The 491-nt window shown below is 49.5% G+C and carries 1 protein-coding gene and 1 pseudogene; one reads left to right on the top strand and one right to left on the bottom strand.

What is annotated here, in order from left to right; genetic code table 11:
• Positions 1–124, bottom strand: a pseudogene (locus ACTHUR_RS19245) (transaldolase); the annotation flags it as partial.
• Between the two features lie 134 nt (positions 125–258).
• Here ACTHUR_RS19245 and ACTHUR_RS19240 point away from each other — a divergent pair.
• The coding region (locus tag ACTHUR_RS19240; RefSeq protein ID WP_440400387.1) for an SIS domain-containing protein at positions 259–491 on the top strand (233 nt) is incomplete at its 3' end.

Genomic DNA, 491 nt, shown 5'->3' with positions numbered 1-491 from the left:
AAGTTACGCCGCACGCGCCCTGTTTCAGCATTTCGGCCAATTCGCCGTTTTGTACCAGCGAACGGTATAGGTTGTCCAACCAGATTTGTTGTCCTAATGCTTTAACGTCCGATAAAATAGTCATCTCTGATTCCTTTTACATAATAGGTTTGTTTGTGAAGTGGCGATAATGCTACGCCGATTCGATGAATTTGAACAGTTTACAGCTGATTAATTTGGGCAAAACAAACCTAAATTCAAGCATGAAAGGCGGCTTTGATGGCGGAAAACACACTTTATCTCGACTGGGCGCGCGATGTATTGGATACGGAAGCCGAAGGTTTGCGTGAAATTGCGGCGGCTTTGGACCATGATTTTGTCCGTGCGGCGGAAGCGTTGTTGCACTGCAAGGGCAGGGTGGTCATTACCGGCATGGGCAAGTCCGGACACATCGGCCGCAAAATGGCGGCAACCATGGCTTCGACCGGAACGCCTGCGTTTTTCGTCCACCC

It is taken from the genome of Neisseria sp. P0021.S007 (assembly GCF_051956855.1).
Note: the sequence above shows the minus strand (reverse complement) of the source record. Positions and strands in the feature narration are given on the sequence as shown.